Source organism: Burkholderia sp. NFPP32, from assembly GCF_900119325.1.
Taxonomy (GTDB): domain Bacteria; phylum Pseudomonadota; class Gammaproteobacteria; order Burkholderiales; family Burkholderiaceae; genus Burkholderia; species Burkholderia pyrrocinia_C.
The window spans coordinates 53275-75171 of sequence record NZ_FPJP01000030.1 but is presented as its reverse complement, the minus strand read 5'-3'; the positions used below and the strand labels follow the sequence as shown (position 1 = coordinate 75171).

General features: G+C 68.7%; 21 protein-coding genes. 15 read left to right on the top strand and 6 right to left on the bottom strand.

Going from position 1 to position 21897, the window contains the following annotated elements; all coding sequences use genetic code 11:
- The first annotated feature begins 151 nt into the window (after positions 1-151).
- The 4 genes from BT264_RS33365 to BT264_RS38740 all read left to right on the top strand — a co-directional run bounded on the left by BT264_RS33365 (position 152) and on the right by BT264_RS38740 (position 4016).
- Complete coding sequence (locus BT264_RS33365) at positions 152-1492, top strand: cytochrome-c peroxidase (protein ID WP_072444407.1); 1341 nt, start codon at positions 152-154, stop codon at positions 1490-1492.
- A gap of 136 nt (positions 1493-1628) precedes the next feature.
- A complete protein-coding gene (locus tag BT264_RS33360; RefSeq protein WP_072444405.1) occupies positions 1629-2015 on the top strand; it encodes an RT0821/Lpp0805 family surface protein in 387 nt (128 codons plus the stop codon).
- An 11-nt stretch (positions 2016-2026) separates the two neighbouring features.
- A complete protein-coding gene (locus BT264_RS33355; RefSeq protein ID WP_072444403.1) occupies positions 2027-2497 on the top strand; it encodes an NUDIX hydrolase in 471 nt (156 codons plus the stop codon).
- Positions 2498-2810: 313 nt separating this feature from the next.
- Positions 2811-4016: a hypothetical protein gene (locus BT264_RS38740; RefSeq protein ID WP_143155797.1), complete on the top strand. Its 1206-nt coding sequence runs from the start codon at positions 2811-2813 to the stop codon at positions 4014-4016.
- Between the two features lie 128 nt (positions 4017-4144).
- Here the strand turns inward: BT264_RS38740 and BT264_RS33345 are convergent, their stop codons facing one another.
- Positions 4145-5854: a glutamine--tRNA ligase/YqeY domain fusion protein gene (locus tag BT264_RS33345; protein WP_072444399.1), complete on the bottom strand. Its 1710-nt coding sequence runs from the start codon at positions 5852-5854 to the stop codon at positions 4145-4147.
- 252 nt (positions 5855-6106) lie between these two features.
- On the opposite strand from BT264_RS33345, the gene BT264_RS33340 reads away from it, so the two are divergent.
- Together BT264_RS33340 and BT264_RS33335 are read left to right on the top strand one after the other, a co-directional pair.
- Positions 6107-6316, top strand: coding sequence for an ornithine acetyltransferase (locus tag BT264_RS33340; RefSeq protein WP_006497729.1), 210 nt, complete (start codon positions 6107-6109; stop codon positions 6314-6316).
- Between the two features lie 165 nt (positions 6317-6481).
- Positions 6482-7030 (top strand): RBBP9/YdeN family alpha/beta hydrolase, encoded by a 549-nt coding sequence (locus tag BT264_RS33335; RefSeq protein ID WP_072444396.1) that lies wholly within the window; start codon positions 6482-6484, stop codon positions 7028-7030.
- 48 nt (positions 7031-7078) lie between these two features.
- Here BT264_RS33335 and BT264_RS33330 read toward each other — a convergent pair whose 3' ends face one another.
- Positions 7079-8299 (bottom strand): CaiB/BaiF CoA transferase family protein, encoded by a 1221-nt coding sequence (locus tag BT264_RS33330; protein ID WP_072444394.1) that lies wholly within the window; start codon positions 8297-8299, stop codon positions 7079-7081.
- 250 nt (positions 8300-8549) lie between these two features.
- Here BT264_RS33330 and alaS point away from each other — a divergent pair, with 250 nt between their 5' ends.
- Complete coding sequence (gene alaS, locus BT264_RS33320; protein ID WP_072444392.1) at positions 8550-11174, top strand: alanine--tRNA ligase; 2625 nt, start codon at positions 8550-8552, stop codon at positions 11172-11174.
- 236 nt (positions 11175-11410) lie between these two features.
- Here the strand turns inward: alaS and BT264_RS33315 are convergent, their stop codons facing one another.
- Positions 11411-12325 (bottom strand): LysR family transcriptional regulator, encoded by a 915-nt coding sequence (locus BT264_RS33315; RefSeq protein ID WP_072444390.1) that lies wholly within the window; start codon positions 12323-12325, stop codon positions 11411-11413.
- Between the two features lie 123 nt (positions 12326-12448).
- Here BT264_RS33315 and BT264_RS33310 point away from each other — a divergent pair, with 123 nt between their 5' ends.
- The 8 genes from BT264_RS33310 (at position 12449) to BT264_RS33275 (ending at position 19448) form a co-directional block, all read left to right on the top strand.
- On the top strand, positions 12449-13684 hold the full coding sequence (locus BT264_RS33310; RefSeq protein ID WP_072444422.1) for a YbfB/YjiJ family MFS transporter: 1236 nt from the start codon (positions 12449-12451) through the stop codon (positions 13682-13684).
- A gap of 122 nt (positions 13685-13806) precedes the next feature.
- Positions 13807-14343, top strand: a complete 537-nt coding sequence (locus BT264_RS33305) for an NUDIX domain-containing protein (protein WP_072444388.1) — start codon at positions 13807-13809, stop codon at positions 14341-14343.
- Between the two features lie 139 nt (positions 14344-14482).
- Positions 14483-14920 carry an acyl-CoA thioesterase gene (locus tag BT264_RS33300; protein WP_047901196.1) on the top strand — a complete coding sequence of 146 codons (438 nt, stop codon included), beginning with the start codon at positions 14483-14485 and terminating at the stop codon, positions 14918-14920.
- A gap of 9 nt (positions 14921-14929) precedes the next feature.
- Entirely contained in the window at positions 14930-15865 is a 936-nt protein-coding gene (locus tag BT264_RS33295) for a branched-chain amino acid ABC transporter permease (RefSeq protein ID WP_072444386.1), read from the top strand.
- The gene (locus BT264_RS33290) at positions 15858-17087 is read left to right on the top strand and encodes a branched-chain amino acid ABC transporter permease (protein ID WP_072444384.1); all 1230 of its coding nucleotides are present in this window, start codon (positions 15858-15860) and stop codon (positions 17085-17087) included. Before BT264_RS33295 ends, BT264_RS33290 begins: the two co-directional genes overlap by 8 nt.
- Positions 17084-17836: an ABC transporter ATP-binding protein gene (locus BT264_RS33285; RefSeq protein WP_072444382.1), complete on the top strand. Its 753-nt coding sequence runs from the start codon at positions 17084-17086 to the stop codon at positions 17834-17836. The genes BT264_RS33290 and BT264_RS33285 overlap by 4 nt, the downstream gene beginning before the upstream one ends.
- Complete coding sequence (locus tag BT264_RS33280; protein ID WP_072444380.1) at positions 17833-18540, top strand: ABC transporter ATP-binding protein; 708 nt, start codon at positions 17833-17835, stop codon at positions 18538-18540. Before BT264_RS33285 ends, BT264_RS33280 begins: the two co-directional genes overlap by 4 nt.
- Positions 18541-18701: 161 nt before the next feature.
- Positions 18702-19448, top strand: coding sequence for an SDR family NAD(P)-dependent oxidoreductase (locus tag BT264_RS33275; protein ID WP_072444378.1), 747 nt, complete (start codon positions 18702-18704; stop codon positions 19446-19448).
- A gap of 61 nt (positions 19449-19509) precedes the next feature.
- Here BT264_RS33275 and BT264_RS33270 read toward each other — a convergent pair whose 3' ends face one another.
- The 3 genes from BT264_RS33270 to iolE form a co-directional block, all read right to left on the bottom strand.
- Positions 19510-19989 carry a heme-degrading domain-containing protein gene (locus tag BT264_RS33270; RefSeq protein ID WP_072444376.1) on the bottom strand — a complete coding sequence of 160 codons (480 nt, stop codon included), beginning with the start codon at positions 19987-19989 and terminating at the stop codon, positions 19510-19512.
- A gap of 79 nt (positions 19990-20068) precedes the next feature.
- Positions 20069-20887 carry a 5-deoxy-glucuronate isomerase gene (iolB, locus tag BT264_RS33265; protein ID WP_072444374.1) on the bottom strand — a complete coding sequence of 273 codons (819 nt, stop codon included), beginning with the start codon at positions 20885-20887 and terminating at the stop codon, positions 20069-20071.
- 53 nt (positions 20888-20940) lie between these two features.
- Positions 20941-21870 carry a myo-inosose-2 dehydratase gene (gene iolE / locus BT264_RS33260; RefSeq protein WP_072444372.1) on the bottom strand — a complete coding sequence of 310 codons (930 nt, stop codon included), beginning with the start codon at positions 21868-21870 and terminating at the stop codon, positions 20941-20943.
- Positions 21871-21897: the final 27 nt, after the last annotated feature.

Genomic DNA, 21897 nt, shown 5'->3' with positions numbered 1-21897 from the left:
CGGGCGCCGACCGGCTGCGCGCATTATCTGGAACCCGTTTGACAGGCGGGTGTAGGGGCGCTTTCAATTGACTGTCGGCGGAACGTCACGCGACGGACACGGAACTGACATAAGCTCCGGCCGATTGCCCACCGCTACCCATAGAACGACGATGCCCACCACCCCGAAATCCTTTGCGTCCGCGCGATCGTTGATCCATGCCGCGGCGGCCCTGGCGCTGGCTGCCGGGCTCGCGGCGCTCGCCGGTTGCGATGCGCGGCCCGGCACGAATTCGCCGGCGGCGGCCATCGTGCCGGCCGCCCAGGCCGCGCCCGCGGTCGCACCGGCCAGCCAGCCGCAGACGCGTGCGCAGGTGTTCGAGGGCGTGAAGCAGATGACGGCGCTCGGAAAGCAACTGTTCTCCGATCCGTCGCTGTCGGGCTCCGGCAAGCTCGCGTGCGCGTCGTGCCACAGCGCCGAACATGCGTTCGGGCCGCCGAACGCGCTGTCGGTGCAGCTCGGCGGCGACGACATGCATCGCATCGGGTTCCGTGCGGCGCCGTCGCTGAAGTACTTGCGCGGCATCCCGCCGTTCAGCGAGCATTTCCACGATTCGCCCGACGAGGGCGACGAAAGCATCGACGCGGGCCCGACCGGCGGGCTGACCTGGGACGGCCGCGTCGACACGCGCGACGCGCAGGCGCGCATTCCGCTGCTGTCGCCGTTCGAGATGAGCAGCTCGCCGGCGCGGGTCGCGCAGGCGGTGCGCGCGGCGCCGTATGCGGACGCGTTCCGCAAGGCATTCGGCGAGCGGGTGCTCGGCGACGATCAGGCCGCCTTCGACGCGGTGTTGCGTGCGCTCGATGCGTTCCAGCAGCAGCCTGCGCTGTTCGATCCGTACACGAGCAAGTACGACGCGTACCTGGCCGGCCGCGCGCAGCTCACGCCCGCCGAGTTGCACGGTCTGCAACTGTTCAACGACGAGAAGAAGGGCAATTGCGCGAGCTGCCACATCAGCCAGCGCACGCTCGAAGGCGGCCCGCCGCAGTTCAGCGATTTCGGGCTGATCGCGATCGCGGTGCCGCGCAACCGCGCGCTGCCTGTGAACCGCGACCCGAGCTTCCACGATCTCGGCGCGTGCGGCCCCGAGCGCACCGACCTGAAGGGCCGCGACGAATTCTGCGGGCTGTTCCGCACGCCGTCGCTGCGCAACGTCGCGCTGCGCAAGACGTTCTTCCACAACGGCGTGTATCACTCGCTCGAGGACGTGATGCGCTTCTACGTCGAGCGCGACATTCATCCGGAGAAGTTCTATCCGGTCGTGCACGGCAAGGTGCAGATCTACGACGACCTGCCGAAGCGCTACTGGCCGAACATCAACCGCGAACCGCCGTTCGACCGCAAGCGCGGCGAGCAGCCGGCGCTGAACGCGGCCGAGATCAAGGACGTGATCGCGTTCCTGGGCACGCTGACTGACGGATATCAACCCGGGTCGACGCAGGCGGCCCGCTAGGGCCCGTTATTAGCGGGAACAGGCCCGAAAGCGTCGCACGCGGCACGCATGCTATGCTCGCTCGCTGACGGGCGTGGCGCGTGCCGGTTCACCGGCATGCACCGCGCCGTTCGATCGAACATCCAAGGAGAACAACATGTCGATGCGTGCATCCCTTTCCGTCGTCACGCGTGTGCTGGCCGGCGCCGCGTGCGTTGCCGCGATGCTGCCCGCCCACGCGCAGAACAACCTGAACTTCCTGAACGACACGCCGCTCAGCTATTTCAGCAAGGCCGACACAGCATCGCTGTCGAAGGCCGCCGCGAAGGTGCGCGACGAAGGCAAGGACGGCGAGACGACGACGTGGCAGAACAGCGGCAGCCGTACGCAGATCGAGGCGAAGCTCACGCCGACCACGACCGAGACGGACGGCAAGACTTGCCGCGAAATCACCACCGACATCACCGCGAAGGGCCAGACGATGACGCTCAAACCCGTCTACTGCAAGACGGCCGCGGGCAAGTGGCAGTTGCAGAAGCGCTGAGCACGCGGGTGATGAAGCGGAGCGACGCGCCGCGCGCGGTGTCGTGCGGCGTCGTGATCCTCGATGCGGGCGGCCGCGTGTTCCTCGCGCACGCGACGGACACCACGCACTGGGACATCCCGAAGGGGCAGGGCGAGCCCGGCGAGACGCCGGCCGACGCGGCGCTGCGAGAGCTGCTCGAGGAAACCGGCATCGAGTTCGCGCCGGCCCGGCTGCTCGATCTCGGCCGCTTCGCGTACCGGCACGACAAGGACCTGCACCTGTTCGCGGTGCAGGTGGCGGACGGCGAGATCGATCCCGCGCTGTGCACGTGCACGTCGCTGTTCCCGAGCCGTCGCGACGGCTCGATGATTCCCGAGATGGATGCGTACCGCTGGACCGCGCCGGGCGATATCGACGCGTATGCGAGCCGCAGCCTCGCGCGGCTGTTTCGCACAAAGCTGTCGCTCGCGGAACTGCATCGGCGGCTGTCGGGCGCGTGAAGGAACGCGGTGGCTTCCGTCGCCGCGTCTCTTGGCTTCGTTGCATGCAATAAAAAAACCGGCCCTCGAGCCTAATGCCGTTCAGTTAAGAACTGAACGGCATTTTTTATCAGCAGCGCCACCCGATAGAACGGGTGGCGTTTTTTTTGCAATCGCGTCGCATGACGCGCCGGGTTGCCATCGCGCTTCGGATTTCAGTGCGCGGATTCGCGGGTGGCGCAAGCGCGCCGGAGACGCTGGGCGATAGTCGGGCACTCGCCAGGACGATCGCAATGAGCCTGGCTTTCACACGTCTCAAAATGGAGAATTGGCCATGAGCAGCCCGTCGGGAATTAACCGTTTGTCACCGAGCATGCGGCAGTTGGAAACATCCCAGGTTATCGCCCCGCGCCCCGACAATTCGCGTCCCGGCGGGAGCGTATCGGGAGGCGGATCGTCACCACAGCTCCAGGTTTTGACGCCTCATTCGAGTACGGCGACACTGGTAACGAACAGGGCCCCCTTGCCCTCCGCACGCGCGTCATCGGCATCGGCACCCGCGCCGGAAACCGGCTTTTCACCGGCGCCGACGGGAGGAGGCGCCAAGGACTGGGCGGAATGGTATGCAGCCAACGCGTCGAAAGTCGGCACGTCGGCGGGCGACGTAGCGGCAGGAAAACAAAGGAAGCTGCCGGAAGAACTCCCTCCGAGGCTCCAGGAGGCGCTCAGATTCCTCGAGAAAACGGGTGACCTCAAACAATATAGCTCTCCGAAAGAACTTGTCGACCACCTCAGGCAAGTGAACGACTCTCGGCCGGGTGTGGAATTTTTCGGCGAGACCAAGAGCCAGTTTCGCGTTTTCCCCGGTGAAATGGACCCCTCCAACAATGGGTTCCCGAAGAATTGGGACCTTGGAACACCCACGGCGCATGCGGTTCCGACCGAACTGGACCCGGCGACCACGACCTCCCTCGCACACGTCACCCGGCCGAGTGCGCTTCGCCACTTCGATCACGCACAGGTCAATGTGGACAGTGGAGAGGGAGAATTCGGCAAAGGATTCTATCTGACGACCGGGCACGAGACCGCCGCACAAAACCAAATTGCTTCGGTCTGGAACAAGCCGGGCGCCAAGGAGAACCTTCAGGAGGTGCTTCGCTTCGACGTCGGAAACAACGTGTTGCGCAAGATGGTCGAGACGGATGGACAGCGCGATTTCCTCGTCCATGTGATGCAGAATCGCAATGGTTACCCGGAGGACATGACCGAGCAGGCTGCCGTCGAGATGATCAATCAGATCAACGCGCAGGGAAAGGTTCTGATCTTTCCCGACAACAAGGACACCAAGGTCAAGATCGACTCGACCAACGAGAAGAGTTGGCACGAGTATGTCGAAATGAAAGGCGGGACCGGCGATCACTATATGGTGATCGGTCCGCAAAAGCCGGACGACCTACAAGGCATCCGGCAAATCGCGATGCGTTATCAGATGGGCGAGTTCATGATCAATTCGGTTCCGCGCTCGCATCAACAGATGTGAACCGAACAGGTGGCGGTGGCCCGTACCGGCCCCGCTTCTGGAAAAGACCGGGCATCGCCCCTCGAGCCGGTTTTTTCATGGTCGCGCGACGTCGGCCCGAGGCCGCGCGCCGCGCGCGGAGCAGGCCGTCAGGCCGGCTTGCCCCAGCTGTCGCGCAGCCCGACGATCCGGTTGAACACGGGCTTGCCCGGCTTCGAATCGACACGGTCGGCAACGAAGTAGCCGTGCCGCTCGAACTGCAGGCGCGTTTCCGGCGCGATGTCGCCGTTGCCCGGCTCGACGTACGCCTGCACGATCTTCTTCGAATCGGGATTCAGCGCTTCGAGGAAGTTCGCGCCGCCCGCGTCCGGATGCGGCTCCTTGAACAGGCGGTCGTAGATCCGAACTTCGGCCGGCTGCGCATGCTTCGCGCTGACCCAGTGGATGTTGCCCTTGACCTTGTACGTGTTCGCGCCGTCGGTGCCCGACTTGCTGTCCGGGAAGTAGTTGCAGTGCACGGCCGTCACGTTGCCGTCGGCGTCCTTGTCGAAGCCCGTGCACTCGATCACGTAGCCGTAGCGCAGGCGCACCTTGTTGCCCGGGAACAGGCGGAAATAGCCCTTCGGCGGGTTCTCGACGAAATCCTCGCGCTCGATCCACAGCTCGCGCGAGATCGGGAACGTGCGCACGCCGCGCTCCGGGTGATGCGGATGCACGGGCGCCGTGCACGCTTCTTCCTGGCCTTCCGGATAGTTGTCGATCACGAGCTTCAGCGGATCGAGCACCGCGACCGTGCGCGCGGCCTTGTCGTCGAGGTCGTCGCGCAGCGCGCCTTCGAAGATGCTCATGTCGATCCACGAGTCGATCTTCGTCACGCCGATCCGCTCGCAGAACAGGTGGATGCTCTCCGGCGTGAAGCCGCGGCGGCGCACGCCGACGATCGTCGGCATCCGCGGGTCGTCCCAGCCGTCGACGTGGCCTTCGGTGACGAGCTGCAGCAGCTTGCGCTTGCTGGTGATCGCGTACGTGAGGTTCAGCCGCGAGAATTCGATCTGCTGCGGCAGCGGGCGCGTGAACACGCCGGCTTCCGCGAGTTCGTTCAGCACCCAGTCGTACAGCGGGCGGTGATCCTCGAATTCGAGCGTGCACAGCGAATGCGTGATGCCTTCGAGCGCATCCGAGATGCAGTGCGTGTAGTCGTACATCGGATACACGCACCATGCATCGCCGGTGCGGTAGTGGTGCGCGTAGCGGATCCGGTAGATCACCGGGTCGCGCATGTTCATGTTCGGCGAAGCCATGTCGATCTTCGCGCGCAGCACGTGCTCGCCTTCCTTGAACTCGCCGGCCTTCATGCGGCGGAACAGGTCGAGGTTCTCGTCGGGCGTGCGGTCGCGGAACGGCGACGGCTTGCCGCCTTCCGTCAGCGAGCCGCGGTTCGCGCGCATTTCGTCGGCGCTCTGGCTGTCGACATATGCCTTGCCGCGCTTGATCAGCAGCTCGGCGAACTCATATAGCTTGTCGTAGTAGTCGCTTGCGAAATACTGGTGGTCGACCGCGTCCTTGCGCCAGTCGAAACCGAGCCAGCGCACCGCGTCGACGATCGAATCGACGTACTCGACGCTTTCCTTTTCCGGGTTCGTGTCGTCGAAGCGCAGGTGGCACACGCCGCCGTAGTCGCGCGCGACGCTGAAGTTCAGGCAGATGCTCTTCGCGTGGCCGATGTGCAGATAGCCGTTCGGCTCGGGCGGGAAGCGCGTTTCGACGCGGCCGCCCCATTTGCCGGTGCGGTTGTCGTCGTCGATGATGTTACGAATGAAGTTGGAAGCCGCGGGGGCGTCGTTGCGTTCGGTGCTCATGCGGTTGGCGTCAGGTTGTGTCGGCGCGTCGCGCCGGTTTAATCCTGTAATTCTACCTGACCGGGGTCCGTCCCGCGCGGCTTGCGGGTGAGGGCCGTTGCGTTCGCGATGCGTGCCGCAATATCTCGATAGTGTGTCCGCTGTAACACGACGTAAATCGGATTGCTCGCGCCGTTCGGGTTTTCCTATGATGGCTTCACCGATTCAATGCCGCCATTCGCGTAATTGCGTGGCGGGAGGAAGCCAATAATCATGATGAAGAAGACCACTTTTCTCGTTCGTACCGCGGTGATCGTCGCAGCGCTGTCGCAACTCGGCGCATGCGCGATGACGCATACGCAACGCAATGCCGGTATCGGCGCGGCTGCGGGCGGCGCGCTCGGTTACCTGATCACGGGCGGCCCGGTCGGCACGGTTGCCGGCGCGGCGGCAGGCGGCCTGGTCGGCGCCGGCGTGCGCTGATCGAAGCCGGCGCGCCTGAGCGCAGGCCGGGCGTGACGCCGATTCGAGCGCGTCACGATCCGCTGCACATCCTTCCGGTTTTTTGACAGGCAGCATCAGGGAGAGGAGGGTGTGCGACACTTCGTCGACATCACATTACGACACCATTCGTCGACGAATCCTTTCATGAGCGCCCCCCTCGTTTTCGTCCTGCCGGGCTACGCCAATTCGGGCCCGCTTCACTGGCAAAGCCGCTGGGAGCGCGCCGATGCGCGCTTCTCGCGCGTCTCGATGCCCGACTGGGACCGCGCGTTCCGCAACGGCTGGTGTCTCGCGCTCGATCGCGCGGTCGACGCCGCGCACGCTCCCGTGCTGATCGCAGGTCACAGCCTCGGCACGCTGACCGCCGCGTGGTGGGCGACGCGTTATGCGCGTCCGGCCGCGCTCGCGAAAGTGCGCGGCGCGCTGCTCGTCGCGCTGCCCGATCCCGCCGGGCCGGCGTTTCCCGCCGACGCGCACGGCTTCGGGCCCGTGCCGCACGAGCGGCTGCCGTTTCCGACCTGCGTGGTCGCGAGCAGCGACGATCCGTACGGCTCGCTCGCGTTCGCGCGCGGCTGCGCACATGCGTGGGGCAGTGAATTCCGCGACATCGGCCCGCGCGGCCACATCAACGCGGACAGCGGGCTCGGCGACTGGCCGGCCGCGCGCGGCTGGCTGGACGCGCTCGCGCGGTAGACGCAGGTCGGGTAGCCGTCGCCGCGCGAGCCGTTGAAGCGTCGATCGTCAGATCGCCTGCTTCGCCTTCAACGCCGCGATCCGTTCGTCGTCGTAGCCGAGCATGTCGCGCAGCACGTCGTCGGTCTGCGCGCCGAGCAGCGGCGGGGCCGTGCGCGCGTCGGGCGGCGTCGCGCTCATCCGGATCGGGTTGCGCACGAGCTGCACGTCCGCGCCGCACGGGTGCGGCAGCGACACCTGCATCCCGCGGGCGACGACCTGCTCGTTGTCGAACACTTCCTCCAGATCGTTGATCGGCCCGCACGGCACGCCGGCCGCTTCGAGCACGCCGATCCAGTCGGCCTTGCCGCGCGCCTTCACCATCTCCGCGAGGATCGGCACCAGCGAGTCGCGGTGGCGCACGCGCGACGGGTTCGTCGCGAAGCGCTCGTCGTCGGCCAGTTCGGGCCGGCCGCCGGCCTCGACGAACTTGCGGAACTGCCCGTCGTTGCCGACCGCGACGATGATCCACCCGTCGCTCGTCTGGAACGTCTGGTACGGCACGATGTTCGGATGCGCGTTGCCCCAGCGCATCGGCGGCTTGCCGCTCGCGAGGAAGTTGGTGTTCATGTTCGCGAGCAGCGCGACCTGCACGTCGAGCAGCGCCATGTCGATGTACTGGCCTTCGCCCGTGCGGTCGCGGTGCGCGAGCGCGGCGAGCACGGCGATCGTCGAGTAGAGGCCGGTCGCGAGATCGGCGATCGCGACGCCGGCCTTCTGCGGGCCGCCGCCCGGCTCGCCGTCGCGCTCGCCGGTGATGCTCATGAAGCCGCCGATTCCCTGCACGATGAAGTCGTAGCCCGCGCGGTGCGCGTACGGGCCCGTCTGGCCGAAGCCGGTGACCGAGCAGTAGACGAGATCGGGCTTCACCGCGCGCAGCGATTCGTAATCGAGCCCGTATTTCTTCAACTGGCCGACCTTGTAGTTCTCGAGCACGACGTCGCTTTGCGCGGCGAGTTCGCGCACGATCTGCTGGCCTTCGGGCGTCGCGATGTCGATCGTCACCGAGCGCTTGTTGCGGTTCGCCGCGAGGTAGTACGCGGCCTCGGCGGTATCCGCGCCGTCCGCGTCCTTCAGGTACGGCGGCCCCCAGTGGCGCGTGTCGTCGCCGGCGCCGGGGCGCTCGACCTTGATCACGTCCGCGCCGAAATCGGCAAGGGTCTGCGCGCACCATGGGCCCGCGAGCACGCGGGTGAGGTCCAGCACGCGGATATGGCTCAGGGCACCCATCGTCGAATCGTCTCCTTTGATCGCTGGCCTTGGCGGGCAAGGCCGATTGGCATGCCGAGCATCTTAAGGCGAATCGGCCGCGCGGGTGGCCCGGCCGGGCCGGCCGGATGGCCGGACCGCTTTGCCGGCGCTTTGCCCGGAAGCCGGCCCCGATCCCGTATAATCGATCGTTTCCGAATCCATGCCGCCGCGCGCCCCGCCTGGGGCGACGGCGTTTGAAGCCGTCTTTGCCAGACTGTCCCCGCACGCCATGAAAGCTGCCGAAATCCGCGAGAAATTCCTCAAATTCTTCGAATCGAAGGGCCACACGATCGTCCGCTCGTCGAGCCTCGTGCCCGGTAACGACCCCACGCTGATGTTCACGAACTCGGGCATGGTCCAGTTCAAGGACGTCTTCCTCGGCACGGACCAGCGCCCGTATTCGCGTGCCACGACGGCGCAGCGCAGCGTGCGCGCGGGCGGCAAGCACAACGATCTCGAGAACGTCGGCTACACGGCGCGCCACCACACGTTCTTCGAGATGCTCGGCAACTTCTCGTTCGGCGACTACTTCAAGCACGACGCGATCCGCTTCGCGTGGGAGCTGCTGACCACGGTCTACCAGCTGCCGAAGGAAAAGCTGTGGGTCACCGTCTACCAGGAAGACGACGAGGCGTACGACATCTGGGCGAAGGAAGTCGGCGTGCCGGCCGAGCGCATCATCCGGATCGGCGACAACAAGGGCGCGCGCTACGCGTCCGACAACTTCTGGACGATGGGCGATACGGGCCCGTGCGGCCCGTGCACGGAAATCTTCTACGACCACGGCCCGGACGTGTGGGGCGGCCCGCCGGGATCGGCCGAGGAAGACGGCGACCGCTACATCGAGATCTGGAACCTCGTGTTCATGCAGTTCAACCGCGACGCGCAGGGCAACATGACCCGCCTGCCGAAGCAGTCGGTCGACACCGGCATGGGCCTCGAGCGCCTCGCCGCGGTGCTGCAGCACGTGCATAGCAACTACGAGATCGACCTGTTCCAGAACCTGATCAAGGCCGCCGCGCGCGTGACCGAGATCAGCGACCTCACCAACAACTCGCTGAAGGTGATCGCCGATCACATCCGCGCGTGCTCGTTCCTGATCGTCGACGGCGTGATCCCCGGCAACGAAGGCCGCGGCTACGTGCTGCGCCGGATCGTGCGCCGTGCGATCCGCCACGGCTACAAGCTCGGCCGCAAGGGTTCGTTCTTCCACAAGCTGGTGGCCGACCTCGTCGCCGAGATGGGCGGCGCGTATCCGGAGCTGAAGGAAGCCGAACAGCGCGTGACCGACGTGCTGCGCCAGGAAGAGGAGCGCTTCTTCGAAACGATCGAGCACGGGATGTCGATCCTCGAGGGCGCGCTGGCCGACGTCGAAGCGAAGGGCGGCAAGGTGCTCGACGGCGAACTCGCGTTCAAGCTGCACGATACCTACGGCTTCCCGCTCGACCTCACGGCCGACGTGTGCCGCGAGCGCGGCATGACGGTCGACGAGCCGGCATTCGACGACGCGATGGCGCGCCAGCGCGAGCAGGCGCGCGCGGCCGGCAAGTTCAAGGCCACGCAGGGCCTCGAATACACGGGCGCGAAGACCACCTTCCACGGCTACGAGGAAATCGCGTTCGACGACGCGAAGGTCGTCGCGCTGTACGTCGACGGTTCGTCGGTCAACGAAGTGAAGGCCGGCCAGGATGCGGTCGTCGTGCTCGACCACACGCCGTTCTACGCGGAATCGGGCGGCCAGGTCGGCGACCAGGGCGTGCTCGCGAATGCGTCGACGCGCTTCGCGGTGGCCGATACGCTGAAGGTGCAGGCCGACGTGATCGGCCACCACGGCACGCTCGAGCAGGGCACGCTGAAGGTCGGCGACGTGATGCGCGCGGAAATCGACGCGCACCGCCGCGCGCGCACGCAGCGCAACCACTCGGCCACCCACCTGATGCACAAGGCGCTGCGCGAGGTGCTCGGCGCGCACGTGCAGCAGAAGGGCTCGCTGGTCGACGCCGAAAAAACCCGTTTCGACTTCGCGCACAACGCGCCGATGACCGACGACGAAATTCGTCGCGTCGAGCAGATCGTCAACAACGAAATCCTCGCGAACGCGCCGGGCATCGTGCGCGTGATGCCGTACGACGAAGCGGTGAAGGGCGGCGCGATGGCGCTGTTCGGCGAGAAGTACGGCGATGAAGTGCGCGTGCTCGACCTCGGCTTCTCGCGCGAACTGTGCGGCGGCACGCACGTGCACCGCACCGGCGACATCGGCTTGTTCAAGATCGTCGTCGAAGGCGGCGTCGCGGCCGGCATCCGCCGCGTCGAGGCGATCACCGGCGACAACGCGGTGCGCTACGTGCAGGAGCTCGACGCCCGCGTGAACGAAGCCGCGGCCGCGCTGAAGGCACAGCCGTCGGAACTCACGCAGCGCATCGCGCAGGTACAGGACCAGGTGAAGTCGCTCGAGAAGGAACTGGGCGCGCTGAAGTCGAAGCTCGCATCGAGCCAGGGCGACGAGCTCGCGCAGCAGGCCATCGAAATCGGCGGCGTGTATGTGCTGGCCGCGACGCTCGACGGCGCCGACGCGAAGACGCTGCGCGAAACGGTCGACAAGCTGAAGGACAAGCTGAAGAGCGCGGCGATCGTGCTGGCGGCCGTCGAAGGCGGCAAGGTCAGCCTGATCGCGGGCGTCACGCCCGACGCGAGCAAGAAGGTCAAGGCCGGCGAGCTCGTGAACTTCGTCGCGCAACAGGTCGGCGGCAAGGGCGGCGGCCGTCCGGACATGGCGCAGGCAGGCGGCACCGAGCCGGCAAACCTGCCGGGCGCGCTGGCCGGCGTCAAGGGCTGGGTCGAAGAGCGTCTTTGATCGGCCTGGCCGGCGCGGCGCCCGAGAGGGCGGAGCGCCGGCCGGCACCGCTCGGTTCTTTTGGCGGAATCGCATGAAACGAAACGACCCGATCGGCCATTGGCCGGTCGGGTCGTTTTGCGTTTGCACGGGGTGCAGGTGGCTGATCCGCCGCCATGCCTGACGCACGAGCGGTAGCCGGCCATGCAGACGGGCGGCGCGCGGATGCGTCGTCGTGCGTCCGTCGGCGGATCGCGTCAGGCCGGCTGCGCCACGCGCGGCTTCTGCGCCGGGTCCGGCTGCCGCGCGGCTTCGCCAAGCGCATCGCGCAGCGCGGCGAGCGCCGCCGACGCATAACCCTGCCGCCACGCGAGCAGCGTATCGATGCCTTCGAGTTCGGGAATCGTGTGCGCGGCGATGTTGCCGGTCTCGGGCTGCAGGTCGAGCACCGAACGCGGCGCGACCGCGATGCCTGCGCCGGCCGCGACGCACGCGACGATCGCGTGATACGAGCCGAGTTCGAGCACGCGTGCCGGCTTCATCCCATGCGCGGCATACCACTGCTCGACGTACTTGCGATACGTGCAGCCGCGCTCGAACGCGATCAGCGTCGGCAGGATCACGTCGCGCGGCGTGCGCACCGGCGGATGGCCGCGCGGCGTGAGCAGCACCAGATCCTCGCGGAAGACCGGCACCGTCTCGAACGTGTCGGGCAGCGTGTCCGGCGCGGGCGGGCGCGCGAACAGCGCGGCGTCGATCTCGAAGTCGCGCACCTTGCCGATCAGCCAGCCCGTCGTACCCGTCACCAGTTCGAGCGACACGTCGGGCCATGCATGGTGATAGCGCGCGAGCACGGTCGGCAGCCGGCTCGCGGCCGTGCTTTCCATCGTGCCGAGCCGCAGCCGCCCGCGCGGCGTGTCCTCGCGCACCGCGTCGCGCGCCTCGTCGGCGAGCGCCAGCAGCCGCTCCGCATACGGCAGCAGCGTGTGCCCGGCCGGCGTCAGCACGAGCCGGCGGCCGTCGCGCACGAACAGCGCGGCGCCGAGTTCTTCCTCGAGCTGCTTGATGCGCGTCGTGACGTTCGACTGCACGCGATTGAGCTTCGCCGCCGCGCGCGTCACGCCGTTCTCGCGCACGACCGCCCGGAAAATCGCCAGCGCCGCCAGATCCATGATTCTCTCCAAGCGATGGATGGATTCTTAATTATTCATTTTTCGAGATCATCTGGTCAAGCTACGATGGATGCATTCCGGTTTCCGATCCGGCCGGCGCGTCGTGCTCCGGCCCTTGCCGCCATGTCCCGCTCCGATGCCCCGACCGCCGCCGCCGGCGCGCTTCCGTCCGATCAGGCCGACCGACGCGCCCGCGCGGCTGCGCTGGCCTGCATGGTCGGCCTCGCCGTCGTGCTCGGCGTCGGCCGTTTCGCGTTCACGCCGCTGCTGCCGCTGATGCTCGCGGACGGCTCGATCGGCCTGAAGGCCGGCGGCTGGCTCGCATCGGCGAACTATGCGGGTTACTTCGCAGGCGCGGTCAGTTGCGCGGCGCTGCGCGTCGCGCCCGCGCGGATGGTCCGCTTCGGGCTCGCGGCCACCGTGCTGCTCACCGCCGCGATGGGCATCGGCCACCTGCTGCCCGTGTGGCTCGCGGTGCGCTTCGTCGCGGGTGTCGTCAGCGCGTGGACGTTCGTGTTCGTATCGCAATGGGGGCTGCGGCGCCTGGCCGAACTGCACGCGCCCGAGTGGAGCGGAGTGATCTATGCGGGGCCCGGCGTCGGCATCGTGCTGACGGGGCTGATCGGCAGCGCGCTGGCCGGCCGGCCGGCAGCGTCGGGCTGGCTCGGCTTCGCGGCGCTGTCGGCCGTGCTGTCGGTCGCGATCTGGCGCACCTTTGCGGTCGCGCCGGCGCAAGCCGTGCCGCCGGCCGGCACCACGCCGCACGCGGCCTCCGCGGCGCCGGCCGACGCGCGCCGCCATCGAGCCGATGCCGCGTGGCTCGTCGTGCTGTACGGGACGCCGGGCTTCGGCTACATCATCACCGCGACGTTCCTGCCCGTGATCGCGCGCGCCGTGCTGCCGGCCGGTTCGCCGTGGCCCGACCTGTTCTGGCCGATGTTCGGCGCGGCGCTGATCGTCGGCGCGATCGCCGCCGCGCGACTGCCCGGGCACTGGGACAACCGGCTGCTGCTGGCGGCCGGCTGTGCGACACAGGCGCTCGGCATCGCGGCCGGGATCGTGTGGCCGAACGCGCTCGGCTTCTCGGTCGGCAGCGCGCTGCTCGGGCTGCCGTTCACCGCGATCACGCTGTTCGCGATGCGCGAGGCGCGGCGCCTGCACGGCGAGCGCGCGGCCGGGCTGATGGGCTATGCGACCGCGTCGTACGGGGTCGGGCAGATTATCGGGCCGCTCGTCGCGGCACCGCTTGCGGCGCGCTTCGGGTCGTTTTCCCCCGCGTTGTGGGTCGCGGTGGCCGCTCTGCTCGTGGGTGCCGCCGGCTTCGCGGCGATCGCGGCAAAGGGCCGCCTGCGACGCTGACGCCGGCGGGGCCGGATCGTCTGCGGTGCGGGCAAACTCGCTAGAATGGAAGCCTTTCCCGCGCCGAGCGGGTGCGCGGGCGGCCGGCAGGCGGCCGCCGGGCGTCCGCCAGATCCCCATCGATGACCACCGCCGACTACCGCTTTTGCCCGCGCTGCGCGAGCCCGCTGACCGAGCGCGCCGATCCCGAACATGAGGGCGGCCGCGTCCGCCAGGCGTGTCCCGACGATACCTGCGGCTATGTCCACTGGAACAATCCGCTGCCCGTCGTCGCCGCGATCGTCGAGCTCGACGGCAAGATCCTGCTCGCGCGCAATGCGGCCTGGCCCGAAGGGATGTTCGCGCTGATCACCGGGTTCCTCGAGAACGGCGAGACGCCCGAGGACGGCATCGCGCGCGAGGTGTTCGAGGAAACGGCGCTGAAGGCCGAGCACGTGTCGCTCGTCGGCGTCTACGAATTCATCCGCAAGAACGAACTGATCATCGCGTACCACGTGCGCGCGTCGGGCACGGTCGCGCTGTCGCCCGAACTGCTCGAATACCGGCTCGTCGAGCCGCCGCTGCTGCGCCCGTGGCGCGCCGGCACGGGCGTCGCGCTCGCCGACTGGATGCGCGCGCGCGGCCTCGATTTCGAATTCGTCGACCGGCCGGGGCAGTGACGGGCCGGCCCGTCCGCAGGGTTTCATCCGACGTGCCGCGCGCGACCGCGACGCGGCGCTTCGCCTGTTGCCGGCGCGCCGTGCCACCCGGCCGCCGCGCTTCGTCTTCATCGTCCCCATCGTCCTGACCGCCATCGCCATGTCCGACAAGCCGCAGCCGCGTTCCCGCGACGCCTACCGCCACTTCCTGCCGATCACGACCCGCTGGATGGACAACGACGTCTACGGGCACGTGAACAACGTCGTCTACTACAGCTATTTCGACACCGTCGTGAACGAGTACCTGATCCGCGCGGGCGTGCTCGACGTCGAGCACGGGCAGACGATCGGGCTCGTCGTCGAGACGCAGTGCAACTACTTCGCACCGCTGGTGTTTCCGCAGTCGGTCGACGCGGGGCTGCGCGTCGCGAAGCTCGGCACGTCGAGCGTGCGCTACGAGGTCGGGCTGTTTGCGCAAGGCGACGCATCGCCCGCCGCGCAGGGGCATTTCGTGCACGTGTACGTCGATCGCGGCACGCGTCGCCCGGTGCCGCTGCCCGACGCGCTGCGCGCCGCGCTCGACCCGCTCGCGGCCTGACGGTTCGCGGTGCACGCGGTCGCGCTCCAGGCCTTCAACGGCCTCAGCTACGGTTTGCTGCTGTTCATGCTGTCGGCGGGTCTCACGCTGATCTTCAGCGTGCAGGGCGTGCTGAACTTCGCGCATGCGAGCTTCTACATGCTCGGCGCGTATCTCGGCTACAGCATCGCGGCGCGCGCGGGCTTCTGGCCCGCGCTCGTGCTCGCGCCGCTCGCGGTCGGGCTGCTCGGCGCCGGCTGCGAACGCGCTCTGCTGCGCCGCGTGCAGGCGCGCGGCCATACGAGCGAGCTGCTGCTGACCTTCGGCCTCGCGTACCTGATCGGCGAGGGCGCGAAACTGCTGTGGGGGCTCGCGCCGCTGCCGGCGCCCGTGCCGACGCTGTTCGACGGCGCACCCGTGACCGTATTCGGCCTCGCGCTGCCGCGCTACCGGTTGTTCATGATGGGGATGTCGACGGCGATGCTGGTCGCGCTTGGCGCGCTGCTGCGCGTGTCGCGCATCGGGCTCGTCGTGCGCGCGGCGCTCACCCATCGCGCGGCCGTCGAGGCGCTCGGCTACGACGTGCCGCGCGTGATGACGGCGCTGTTCGGCGCGGGCACCGCGCTCGCGGCGCTGGCCGGCGTGATCGGCGCGCCGCTCGCGGTGATCGAACCCGCGCTGGCCGAGACCGTCGGGTCGGTCGTGTTCGCGGTCGTCGTGATCGGCGGGCTCGGTTCGCTCGGCGGCGCGTTCGCCGCATCGCTCGCGGTCGGTTTCGCGCAGACCTTCGCGGCCGCGAGCGACACGTCGCTGCGCGACCTCGCGCAATGGGCCGGTGTCGCGCTGCCCGACAGCGTGGCCGCGGTGTCGATCGCGCAGCTGGCGCCGCTGGTACCGTACCTGCTGCTCGTCGCGGTGCTGGTCGCACGGCCGCGCGGGCTGTTCGGCGAGCGTGCCGATGCGTAGCCGCGTGCTCGCCGGCCTTGCGCGCTGGTCGCTGTTCGCCGCGTGCGTCGTGCTGCCCGCGTGGCTGTGGCCGCACGGCGCAGTGCTCGGCTATCTCGCGCAGACGGCCGCGCTCGTCGTGCTCGCGCTGTCGTACAACCTGCAGCTCGGCACGACCGGGCTGCTGTCGTTCGGGCATGCGGCGTTCGCGGGCCTCGGCGCATTCGCGGCCGCGCACTGGTTCAACCGCTTCGGCGGGCCGCTGCCGCTGCTGCCGCTCGTCGGCGGCATGGCCGGCGCGGGCTTCGGCTTCGTCGCCGGTCTGCTCGCGACGCGCCGGTCAGGCACCGCGTTCGCGATGATCACGCTCGGGCTCGGCGAATGCGTCGCGGCCGCCGCGTGGAGCGTGCCCGCGTGGTTCGGCGGCATCGGCGGCGTGCCGATCGATCGCGCGAGCGGCACGCCGTGGGGCGGCTGGCATTTCGGCGCGCCGGTGCAGGCATACGCGGTGATCGCCGCATGGTGCGTCGTGTCGGCGTTCGCCATGCATGCGCTGACGCGCACGCCGCTCGCGCGGCTCGCGAACGCGGTGCGCGACAACCCGGAACGCGTTGCCGCGCTCGGCACCGATCCGCGCCGCGTGCGGCTCGCGATGGTCACTTGCGCGTCGTTCTTCGCAGGCATCGCCGGCACGCTGACGCTGATCGACGTCGAAATAGCGACGCCCGACAGCGTGTCGATGGCGCGCTCGGCGACCGTGCTGATCGCCGCGGTGATCGGCGGCACCGGCGCGTTCTTCGGGCCGGCGGCCGGCGCGGCCATGCTGACCGCGCTCAGCATCGTCGTCGCGGGCGTGTCGCGCGCGTGGGCGCTGTATCTGGGCGTCTTGTTCGTCGTGATCGTGGTGGCTGCGCCGCGCGGGATCGCGGGCATCGCGCAAGCGCTCGTGCATGCGTTGCGCCGCGGCGCGCCGGCGGCCGAGCGGTGGCGCATGCTGTGCGGCGTCGGCGCGTGCATGTTCTGGGGCGTTGCGATCGTCTGCGCAGCCGAGCTCGGTTATGCGTGGCGCTTCGCGCAGGACGACGGCACGGGCTTCGCGTTCGGCGCCTGGGGCATCGACGCCGATACGCCGGCCGGCTGGGCCGTTGCATGCTCGGCGGCCGGCATCGGCGCGCTGCTGTGGGGCTGGCGTGCGCGGCTCGTGCAGGGCACGCGGGCCGGCAAGCGGGAGGACGGGCGATGAACGGCAATGCGATCGCGCTGCATGGCGTCACGCAGCGCTTCGGTGCGCAGACCGTGCTCGACGGCGTCGAGCTGAGCATCGCGGCCGGCGAGCGCCATGCGCTGATCGGGCCGAACGGCGCAGGCAAGTCGACGCTGTTCGGCGTGATCGCGGGTGCGACGCGGCCGACCCGCGGGCGCGTCGTGCTGCACGGCGTCGAGCTGCGCGGGCGCGGGCCGGTCGTCGCGAGCCGCCTCGGCATCGGCCGCAGTTTCCAGCAGACGAGCGCGTTCGCGCGGCTGACCGTATTCGACAACCTGCGCTGCGCGGCGCTGCATGCGCCGGCCGAGCGGCGGCGCTGGTGGAACCGGCTGCGCGAATCGGCGTCGGTCGATCTCGCGGCCACGCGCGTGCTGCACGACATCGGTCTCGACGCGCGGCGCGACACGCCGGCCGCCGAACTGGGCTATGCGGAGCAGCGCGCGCTCGATCTCGGGATCGCGCTCGCGAGCGGCGCGCGCACGCTGCTGCTCGACGAGCCGACGGCCGGCATGAGCCGCACGCAGGCGGCGCGGATGATCGCGCTGATCCGGGCGACGACGCAGGGCCGCACGGTGCTGATGATCGAGCACGACATGGATGCGGTGTTCGGCTTCGCCGAACGCATCACGGTGCTCGTGCGCGGCACGGTGGTCGCGACCGGCGAACCCGATGCGATTCGCGCCGATCCGGTGGTGCGCGCCGCGTATCTCGGCGAGGGCAGCGTATGACGAGCGCACTGCTCGACATTCGCGACCTGCGCGCGTGGTACGGGATGCAGCCCGTGCTCGACGGCGTCGATCTCGCGCTCGCGCCGGGCGAGACGCTCGCGCTGCTCGGCCGCAACGGCTCGGGGCGCTCGACGCTCGCGAAGGCCGTGATGGGGCTCGTGCGCACGGCCGGCTCGGTGTGCATCGCCGGCGCCGAATGCGCGGGCGCGCGCACGTTCGAGATCGCGCGGCGCGGTGTTGCTTACGTTGCCGAAAGCCGCGATGTATTTCCGCTGCTGACGGTGCGCGACAACCTGAAGCTCGGGCTGCGCGGCACGCGTGGCGCGGCCGAACGCGCGGCGCTCGAACGCCTGTTCGACCGTTTTCCGCTGCTGGCCGCGCGCGCGGACGTGAGGGCCGGGCGGCTGTCGGGCGGCGAGCAGCAGGTGCTCGCGCTGGTGCGTGCGCTCGCCGGCAGCCCGCGCGTGCTGATCGTCGACGAACCGGCCGAAGGGCTCGCGCCGCTCGCGGTCGACGAAGTCGGTGCGTGCCTCGCCGCACTGCAGGCCGACGGCGTCGCGATCGTGCTGATCGAACAGCGATTGCAGCTTGCGCCGAGGTTGACGACGCGCGTCGCGGTAATGGGGCGCGGACGGATCGTCTACGACGGCGCGCTCGACGGCCTGGGCGGAGACGTCGCCAACGCGTGGCTGAGCGCCGGCTGACGACGCCGAACCGATTGTTCGGCTGGCCCCGCCAGACAATTCGCGTCGAGCCGCTTTATCGCCGCCGCGCGGCGCCTTAAATTGCCACTCATGCCGGGCCGCCGCATCGACGCGGCGACCGGCGCCATCCATCGATAGTCTTCTGACTGAGGAATGAAATCATGAGCAAGCTGACAGGCAAGGTAGCGATCGTCACGGGCGGTTCGAAGGGCATCGGTGCCGCGATCGCGCGGGCGCTGGCCGCGGAAGGCGCGTCGGTCGTCGTCAATTACGCGAGCAGCAAGGCGGGCGCCGACGCGGTGGTGAGCGCGATCGTCGAAGCCGGCGGCCGCGCGGTCGCGGTCGGCGGCGACGTGTCGAAGGCAGCCGACGCGCAGCGCATCGTCGATACGGCGATCGACACGTACGGCCGTCTCGACGTGCTCGTCAACAATTCCGGCGTGTACGAATTCGCGCCGATCGAAGCGATCACCGAAGAACATTACCGCCGGCAGTTCGATACGAACGTGTTCGGCGTGCTGCTCACGACGCAGGCGGCCGTCAAGCATCTCGGCGAAGGCGCGAGCATCATCAACATCAGCTCGGTGGTGACCAGCATCACGCCGCCCGCCAGCGCGGTGTACAGCGGCACCAAGGGCGCGGTCGACGCGATCACCGGCGTGCTCGCGCTCGAGCTCGCCCCGCGCAAGATCCGCGTGAACGCGATCAACCCGGGCATGGTGGTGACCGAGGGCACGCACAGCGCGGGCATCATCGGTTCCGATCTCGAAGCGCAGGTGCTTGGCCAGACCCCGCTCGGCCGCCTCGGCGAGCCGAACGACATCGCGTCGGTCGCCGTGTTCCTCGCGTCGGACGATGCGCGCTGGATGACCGGCGAACACCTCGTCGTGAGCGGCGGGTTGAACTGATCCCGCGATACGGCAAATCGGCACCATCGGCGCGCGTGCGCCGATGGTGCCGATTACGTCGTCAAGCGATCATCGCCAGCGCGTTCGCGCCGACGTGCCAGCGCAGGCTCTCGACGACGAGCGCGTGATTGCGCTCGGAGTCGAGCCCCGCGATCGTCATCGCACCGACGAGGCCGGCACCGGCGACTCGCAACGGCACGCCGCCGCCGTCGAGTGCGTAGTCTTCGTCCGACAGGCCCTGCGACCGCAGCGACCAGCCGGCGCGGCGAAACTGCGCGCCGACCTCGAGCGAACTCAGGCCGAAACGGAGCACCGTGTTCTGCCGGCGGCGGATCGCGTCGCTGTCTTCCGCGCGGCTGCCGTCGAGCGCGCAGTAGAACAGCGGTGCCGCTTCGCCGACGATGCCGACCGCTATCGGCAGCCCGCGGCGCGACGCGATATTGACCGCGATTTCCCCGAGCCGGCGCGCGGCGTCGGCATTGAAGCGCGGCAGCGCCGTGTGCGGCGCGGCGTGATCGATGCGCAGGAAGGTCGTCACCATGGCGGCTCCGTATCGTCGCAAGTCGTGTTCGCGCGCCGGCGTCGGCTCGTCACGGGCCGCGCGCTCGCCCGTGGTCCGTTCAGCGCTTCGGCGCCGCGTCGAGCATCCACTCGTGCGCGGGATCGTTCTTGAACGCCCACGCGCGGCTCGGCCCGGCCATCACGTTCAGGTAGTACAGGTTGTAGCCGTGCGGCGCGACGACCGGGTGGTAGCCGCGCGGCACCATCACGACGTCGTGGTTCTCGACCGCACATGCTTCGTCGAGGCTGCGGTCGTCCGTGTACACGCGCTGGAACGCGAAACCCTGCGGCGGGTCGATCCGGTGGTAGTAGGTTTCCTCGAGCGAGGTTTCGTCGGGTGCCGCGTCGCGGTCGTGCTTGTGCGGCGGATAGCTGCTCGAATGGCTGGCCGGCGTGACGACCTCGACGACCAGCAGCCGGTCGGCCGCCGGGTTGTCGCCCATCAGGATGTCGCACACATAGCGCGTGTTGGTGCCTTGCCCGCGCACCGAGCGGCGCATCCGTTCGCCGTCGAGGCGTCGCACCGGCTTGTCGCCGCTCGCGTATGGCGCGGTGCACAGCGCGATTTCCGCATCGCGCGTCGCGGCCAGCGTGACGGTCTTGCCGCCCGGCACGTACAGCGCGTCCGGCGACACGTCTTCGAAGACGCTGTCGCGCTTGCCGAGCGCATCGTAGGTTTCGCCGTCGACGTCCGCGCGCACCGTGCCCGTGAGCACGACGACACACAGCTCGCGCGCGCCGGTGTCGAGCGTTTCGATGTCGCCGGCCTTCAGGCGCAGCGCGCGAAAACCGACATGCTTCCAGCCGGCCGACTCGGGCGTGACGTTGCAGATTTCGCGGTCGGCAGATGCCTTGACCAGCAGGGGAGAAATCGTCATGGGGTGGGGCTCCGCAATAGGGTAGGGCTCAAGCGTTCGGGCAACTTGCGTGCTCACGCGCTCAACCGGTCGACGATCGCGCGCAGCGACTCGTAGCCCTTTTTCGCATACGCGTAGCTCGGCGCGACGGCCGGATCCTGCTCGGCCTCGACGACGAGCCAGCCTTCGTAGCCGGCGTCCTTCAGCGTGCGCAGCGTCGCGTCGTAGTCGAGCGCGCCGTCGCCGGGCACCGTGAAGGTGCCGTTGATCACGCCGTTCAGGAAGCTCCAGCCGTCGTTGCGCGCCTGCGTGACGACCTGCGCCCGCACGTCCTTGCAATGCACGTGGACCACGCGCGACACATGCTTCTTCAGCAGCGTCACCGGGTCGGCCGCGCCGCCGAAATATGCGTGGCCGGTGTCGAACAGCAGGAACACCTTCGCCGGATCGGTCAGCGCCATCAGCCGGTCGACGTCGTCGGGCGACTCGACGTACGCGCCCATGTGGTGATGGTAGGCGAGCTTGATTCCGTACGTGTCGAGCAGATGCGCGCCGAACGCGTCGAGGCGCGCCGCGTAGCGCTGCCATGCTGCATCGTCGACGAAGCGCGGCCGCTTCGCGACCGGCGTGTCGATGCTGCCCTGGATCGTGCCCGCGCATTCGCCGTAGACGACGACCTTCACGTCGTTGTACTGCAGCTTCGTCATGTGCGCGCGGCAGCGTTCGATTTCCGCGGCGACGGCATCGGCGTCGGTCATGCCCGGTTCGACTTCCGCGAGGAAGCCCGAATACCAGCCCGATACGCACACGAGCCCGAACTCGGCGAGCTTCGCCTTCAGCTCGGGGCCCGTCTTCGGAAACTTGTTGCCGAGCTCGAAGCCTGCGTAGCCGATTTCGGCGCCTTCCTTCAGCGCCGTTTCAAGCGGCGTCTCGCCGCCGAGCGACGGCAGGTCGTCGTTCATCCACGACAGGGGATTGATACCGATGCGGACGTTCCAGCTCATGACGTGCTTCCTTGGTTCGAATGTGTT

Excerpts from the sequence above, each read along its gene's own strand:
- BT264_RS33310 (WP_072444422.1), top strand. The coding sequence starts at position 12,449 with ATGTCCCGCTCCGATGCCCCGACCGCCGCCGCCGGCGCGCTTCCGTCC.
- BT264_RS33300 (WP_047901196.1), top strand. The coding sequence starts at position 14,483 with ATGTCCGACAAGCCGCAGCCGCGTTCCCGCGACGCCTACCGCCACTTC.
- BT264_RS33340 (WP_006497729.1), top strand. The coding sequence starts at position 6,107 with ATGATGAAGAAGACCACTTTTCTCGTTCGTACCGCGGTGATCGTCGCA.
- alaS (WP_072444392.1), top strand. The coding sequence starts at position 8,550 with ATGAAAGCTGCCGAAATCCGCGAGAAATTCCTCAAATTCTTCGAATCG.
- BT264_RS33345 (WP_072444399.1), bottom strand. The coding sequence starts at position 5,854 with ATGAGCACCGAACGCAACGACGCCCCCGCGGCTTCCAACTTCATTCGT.
- BT264_RS33335 (WP_072444396.1), top strand. The coding sequence starts at position 6,482 with ATGAGCGCCCCCCTCGTTTTCGTCCTGCCGGGCTACGCCAATTCGGGC.
- BT264_RS33290 (WP_072444384.1), top strand. The coding sequence starts at position 15,858 with ATGCGTAGCCGCGTGCTCGCCGGCCTTGCGCGCTGGTCGCTGTTCGCC.
- BT264_RS33280 (WP_072444380.1), top strand. The coding sequence starts at position 17,833 with ATGACGAGCGCACTGCTCGACATTCGCGACCTGCGCGCGTGGTACGGG.
- iolE (WP_072444372.1), bottom strand. The coding sequence starts at position 21,870 with ATGAGCTGGAACGTCCGCATCGGTATCAATCCCCTGTCGTGGATGAAC.
- BT264_RS33360 (WP_072444405.1), top strand. The coding sequence starts at position 1,629 with ATGTCGATGCGTGCATCCCTTTCCGTCGTCACGCGTGTGCTGGCCGGC.
- BT264_RS33315 (WP_072444390.1), bottom strand. The coding sequence starts at position 12,325 with ATGGATCTGGCGGCGCTGGCGATTTTCCGGGCGGTCGTGCGCGAGAAC.
- BT264_RS33330 (WP_072444394.1), bottom strand. The coding sequence starts at position 8,299 with ATGGGTGCCCTGAGCCATATCCGCGTGCTGGACCTCACCCGCGTGCTC.
- BT264_RS33355 (WP_072444403.1), top strand. The coding sequence starts at position 2,027 with ATGAAGCGGAGCGACGCGCCGCGCGCGGTGTCGTGCGGCGTCGTGATC.
- BT264_RS38740 (WP_143155797.1), top strand. The coding sequence starts at position 2,811 with ATGAGCAGCCCGTCGGGAATTAACCGTTTGTCACCGAGCATGCGGCAG.
- BT264_RS33275 (WP_072444378.1), top strand. The coding sequence starts at position 18,702 with ATGAGCAAGCTGACAGGCAAGGTAGCGATCGTCACGGGCGGTTCGAAG.
- BT264_RS33365 (WP_072444407.1), top strand. The coding sequence starts at position 152 with ATGCCCACCACCCCGAAATCCTTTGCGTCCGCGCGATCGTTGATCCAT.
- BT264_RS33305 (WP_072444388.1), top strand. The coding sequence starts at position 13,807 with ATGACCACCGCCGACTACCGCTTTTGCCCGCGCTGCGCGAGCCCGCTG.
- BT264_RS33270 (WP_072444376.1), bottom strand. The coding sequence starts at position 19,989 with ATGGTGACGACCTTCCTGCGCATCGATCACGCCGCGCCGCACACGGCG.
- BT264_RS33285 (WP_072444382.1), top strand. The coding sequence starts at position 17,084 with ATGAACGGCAATGCGATCGCGCTGCATGGCGTCACGCAGCGCTTCGGT.
- iolB (WP_072444374.1), bottom strand. The coding sequence starts at position 20,887 with ATGACGATTTCTCCCCTGCTGGTCAAGGCATCTGCCGACCGCGAAATC.